Below are 4,766 nucleotides of genomic sequence, written 5' to 3' on the forward strand. Positions count from 1 at the left end.
AGGTGCTGCACCGCCCGGCGGGCGAACTGCTCGCCGATCCGCACATCGAGCGGCTGTTTCTCGGCGGCGCCCACGCGATCGGCACCGCCGCGGCCGCCTGACACCAGGAGCTTTCGATGGACACCACCGCACAACGCGAAGGCGTCGGCCTGCCGGCCAACCCGCTCGGCATGGAAGGCATCGAGTTCATCGAGTACGCCACCACCCGGCCGCAGGCGCTCGGGCAGGTGCTGGAATCCATGGGCTTCCACCCGGTCRCCCGGCACCGCTCGCGCGAGGTGCTGCTGTACCGCCAGGGCGGCATGAACGTCATCGTCAATGCGCATGCACCCGAGACCGCCGGGCTGCAAGGCGAGAACCCGGCACCGGTCATCGCGGCGATCGCGCTGCGCGTGCGCGATGCGGCCAGCGCGCTGCACCAGGCGCTGGAGCGCGGCGCGTGGGCCGTGCCGACGCAGGTGGCGGTGATGGAGCTGAACATCCCGGCGATCCACGGCGTGGGCAGCAGCCGCATCTACTTCGTCGACCGCCACCGCGAGTTCTCGATCTACGACGTGGACTTCGTGCCGATCCCCGGCGTCGACCCGCACCCGCCGGCACTGACCGGGCTGCACTTCTTCGGCGCGGTGCAGTACATCGGCGTCGACCGCTACGAGGACTGGATCGCGTTCTACGGCGAGCTGTTCGGCTTTCGCCCGCTGTCCGATGCGCTGCGCTTCGGCATCCTGCCCAAGGGCCACGTGCTGCGCAGCCCGTGCGGCAGCTTCTACCTGCAGCTGATCGAGCCGGAGGCCGGGTCGTTCGACGTCGACGGCGCGGAGTACCTGGCCCGCATCGGCCTCGGCGCACCCGACGTGCCGGCCAGCGTGGCGGCATTGCGTGCCCGCGGCGTGCTGTTCAACGAGACGCCCGCCGCCGCACCGGGGCCGCGCGGCGCGCTGACGCACAGCGAGCTCGGCAGCGTGAGCTTCGAGCTGGTGCACGACCAGCCCGGCGACGCGCCGTGAGGAGGAGACGACCATGAGCCAGTTCACCGGCAACGTCGACGACTTCGGCATGGACACCATCTCGCTGGCCGGCAGCCTGCCCGACAAGCTGCGAGCCATGAAGGCCGCCGGGTTCACCCAGGTGATGCTGTCGGCACGCGATCTCGTCGGCCACCCGGCCGGCGTCGACGCCGCGGTGCAGGTGGTGCGCGACAGCGGGCTGCGCGTCACCGGCTTCCAGGTGCTGCGCGACTTCGAGGGGCTGCCAGGCGGCCTGCGCGAGTACAAGATCGACATCGCGCGCTCGATGATGGCGCTGTGCGCGGCAGTCGGCTCGCGCGTGCTGCTGGTGTGCTCGTCGACATCGACCCATGCGAGCAGCGACCTCGACGACATCGCGCGCGACCTGCGCCGGCTCGCGGTGATGGCGGTGCCGTTCGGCATCCGCATCGCGTTCGAGGCGCTGTCGTGGGGCCGCACGATCAACGAGTTCCCGGTGGCCTGGGACGTGGTCTGCCGCGCCGACATGCCCAACCTCGGGCTGGCGCTCGACTCGTTCCACGCGTTCGCGATGCAGACCTCGCTGGACTTGCTGGACGAGGTCGACCCGCAACGGATCTTCCTGGTGCAGCTCGCCGACTTCATGTGGAACGAGATCCGCTCGGTCGAGGAGCGCATCGACACTGCGCGCCACTTCCGCGTGTTCCCCGGCGAAGGCGCGCACAGCCGGCAGGCCGCCGAGATGGTGCTGCGGCTGGACCGGCTGGGTTACCGCGGCGACTACAGCTTCGAGGTGTTCAACGACGACTACCAGCAGATGCCGCTGCCGATGGTGGCGGCACGCGCCGCGCGCTCGGCGGCGTGGCTGGGGGAGGCGGTGCTGAAGCGGTCGGTGCCGTTGCCGGGGGCGCTTCGGCTCAGAACGGATCGGGATGTCGCGGTCAGCAGGAATGCCGATTGCTTGCTGCCAGCAAGTTCAACGAGGCATTGAACGTGACGGCCGCTGCCTTGCAGTTCTGACACGTCTCTCTGCCTGCATCGGCAATCGGGTCGGCAGGTTTTCCCGAGGAGGGGGCCAGGGCCGCCTCGGTGACTGCGTCAACGCACGGGAGAGAGTGATGAAGACATCCGCACTGTTCGCTTTGCTGGTCTCGGCGGGCATGGCCGCCACGGTCCAGGCCCACGAATCCTCCGCCGAGTTCCAGTTCGATCCCATCGTGGGCCTGTCGGGCAGCGGGGCTTCGACGCCGGGCACGGTCGGCCAGTGGCTCACGCCGAATTCCTACAGCGGCTCCACCACGGTCAGGTACACCTGGGCCGACGGGAGCCGGTCGTGGAACCAGGACACCTACACCTCGGCCGGGCTGCCGCTCGCGGACCGCAACGGCGATCCCTTCGGCCCGCGGCGCGAGCAGACCATGCCGGCGCTGGCCGCCGATTCGCCTTCGGCCCACTCGCTGGTCGAGCCCGGCCACATGCTCGCGGGCGTGACGCGCGAGCATCCCTGGGACGAAGCCAACGCCAGTGCCAACTGGGAGCGCACGTTCTCGCTGCTGCCCAACACCTCGATCACCTTCTCCGGCACGGCCACCCTCGGCTCGGACCAGGCGACCACGCAGGAGACCACCTTCGCGGCCTCGCCCAACCTGAACCCGCAGTACGCGAACCGCGGCGGCCTCTCGTTCCACAGCTCGCTCGGCGACGGCAGTGGGTGGATCAACGGCATCAGCTTCATCGCGCGCATCATGAACTTCGACCCGCGGCTGCCCGCCGGCTCTCCGTCGCTCGGGCGCGTGGGGTCGGTGGACGACTTCGCCTACAGCAGCGACGAGCAGGGCCACCTGTCGCTGACCCTGTTCAACCATTCCGACGAGCTGATGTTCACGAGCCTGTCCTTCGGGGCGTTCGCCGTGGCGCCGTTCATCTCGCCGATCCCGGAGCCGTCGACCGCGGCGGCCATGCTGCTGGGCCTGGGGCTGCTGGCCTGGCGGCGCAAGGCGTCGTCCAACCCGTCATCCACCCCCACCGCCGCCGGAGGCCTCGCATGAAGACCCGCAACCTGCTCATCGCGCTGGCGGCCGTCGGGCTGGTCGGCCTGGCCCGCGCCGGCGACGTCAGCGTCGACTTCCGGCTCGACCCGCTCACCGGGCTGTCCACCGACGCGAGTTCCCCGCCCGGCACCGTGGGCCACTGGATCACGCCCAACACCTTCTCCGGTTCGACGACGGCGATCCACTACTGGGCGGACCAGTCGACCTCGTATCGCGAGACCTCCTTCGATTCGCAACGTCTCGCCGGCAGCGCCATCGGCACCCAGCCGTTCGGCAACTACAGCCGCGGCGTCGACCGGGTGGCGGCCGATGCGCCGTCGGCCCATGTGACGGTGGAGCCGGGGCACCTGCATTCCGAGGTGTCGCGCCCGAAGATGGGCGACTCGGCGGATGTCCACCTCGATTGGCAACGCGCCTTCACGCTCGACCCGAACAGCTCCATCACGCTGTCGGGGCTGCTGACGCTCGACTCCACGGTGCCGCTCTCGCCGACGGCGTCCTACGGCACCACGCCGAACCCACGGGACACCATCGCGAAYTCGGCCACGCTCTCGTTCCGCGACAACGCGAGCTGGGGCTGGGGCAACGGCATCACGCTCATCGCGAACATCCTGAACCAGGATCCGCGGGACTTCCACGCGCCGTTCCTGGGCATCCAGCCGGGGCCGGACGACTTCGCCTACAGCGCCGATCCGCAAGGGCACCTGTCGCTGACGATCTTCAACCGGTCCAACCAGTCGATGTTCGGCAGCTTCGAGATCCTGTTCCTGTCGTCGGTCGACCAGATGCCCATCCCGGAGCCGAGCACCTGGCTGGCGATGCTGGTGGGGCTGGCGGTGCTGGCCTGGCGGTACAGGCCTGCGGGATCATGAGCCTCGGTTCAAGCCGGTCGAGCGCGCGCGGGAATCGTGACGACGAAGCGGCTGCCCAGCCCGAGCCCGGCGCTGCTCGCCTCGACGCTGCCGCCATGCGCTTCGGCCAGCTCGCGCACCACCGCCAGGCCGAGCCCCAGGCCGACGCCGTTGAACTTCACCGCATGCTGCTCCTGCACGAACGGGTCGAAGACCTCGAGCAAGGCCTGCTGTGTGATGCCGATGCCGTTGTCGCTGACGGTGAACACCACGGTGTCCGGCGTGCGTTGCACGACGAGGGCGATCTGGCCGCCGGCCGGCGTGTACTTGGACGCGTTGCCCAGCAGGTTGCTCAGGATCTGGGTCAGGCGGACCGCGTCGCCGCACATGGCGCCCGGTGGGGACGGCACCTCGAGCTGCAGTGACTGCGTTCGCAGGGCCATCRCATGGCGGCAGCTGACGAGCGAATCCTCGATCACGTCGGCGATGTCGAGGTCGCCCCACTCCAGCCGCAGCTTGCCGGTATTGACTCGCGACACATCCAGCAGGTCACCGATCACGCGCGACATGCGCCCGGTCTGCCGTTCGATGATCTCCAGCAGGCGCGTCACCTTGTCGGCAGCGACGCGCGGCAGCAGCGTGGCCGTGGTGCACAGGGTCATCAGCGGATTGCGCAGTTCGTGGGCCACGACGGCCATCCGCTGGGTCTGGCGACTCAGCGTCAGTTCTGCCTGCCGCTGCGCGCGCTGCGCCAGCAGCACGGCCTGCAGCAACTGCGCGTTGACCTCTCGCAGCCGCGCCAACGTCGCACGCGCGCGCCGGCCGGTGGCGGGCGCCGCGGCATCGGCATGCCGGCCGAACACGGGGAGGCGCGACGC

Annotated in this window: 5 protein-coding genes and 1 pseudogene; 5 read left to right on the forward strand and 1 reads right to left on the reverse strand. The window is 69.8% G+C overall.

Annotation, left to right across the window (positions count from 1 at the left end; translation table 11 throughout):
• The 5 genes and pseudogenes from AC1D12_RS25030 to AC1D12_RS25050 form a co-directional block, all read left to right on the forward strand.
• Positions 1-101 (forward strand): annotated as a pseudogene (locus AC1D12_RS25030) (ABC transporter ATP-binding protein); the annotation flags it as partial.
• A gap of 15 nt (positions 102-116) precedes the next feature.
• Positions 117-1,007, forward strand: a complete 891-nt coding sequence (locus tag AC1D12_RS25035; RefSeq protein WP_477843580.1) for a 4-hydroxyphenylpyruvate dioxygenase — start codon at positions 117-119, stop codon at positions 1,005-1,007.
• A 13-nt stretch (positions 1,008-1,020) separates the two neighbouring features.
• Positions 1,021-1,977 (forward strand): sugar phosphate isomerase/epimerase family protein, encoded by a 957-nt coding sequence (locus AC1D12_RS25040; RefSeq protein WP_477827698.1) that lies wholly within the window; start codon positions 1,021-1,023, stop codon positions 1,975-1,977.
• Positions 1,978-2,104: 127 nt separating this feature from the next.
• Positions 2,105-3,034, forward strand: a complete 930-nt coding sequence (locus AC1D12_RS25045; protein WP_477827697.1) for a PEP-CTERM sorting domain-containing protein — start codon at positions 2,105-2,107, stop codon at positions 3,032-3,034.
• Complete coding sequence (locus tag AC1D12_RS25050; RefSeq protein WP_477827696.1) at positions 3,031-3,909, forward strand: PEP-CTERM sorting domain-containing protein; 879 nt, start codon at positions 3,031-3,033, stop codon at positions 3,907-3,909. Before AC1D12_RS25045 ends, AC1D12_RS25050 begins: the two co-directional genes overlap by 4 nt.
• An 8-nt stretch (positions 3,910-3,917) precedes the next feature.
• On the opposite strand, the gene AC1D12_RS25055 is transcribed toward AC1D12_RS25050, so the two are convergent.
• A partial coding sequence (locus AC1D12_RS25055) for a sensor histidine kinase (protein WP_477843582.1) occupies positions 3,918-4,766 on the reverse strand: 849 nt, incomplete at its 5' end.

The organism is Rhizobacter sp. P1_G5 (genome assembly GCF_056405435.1).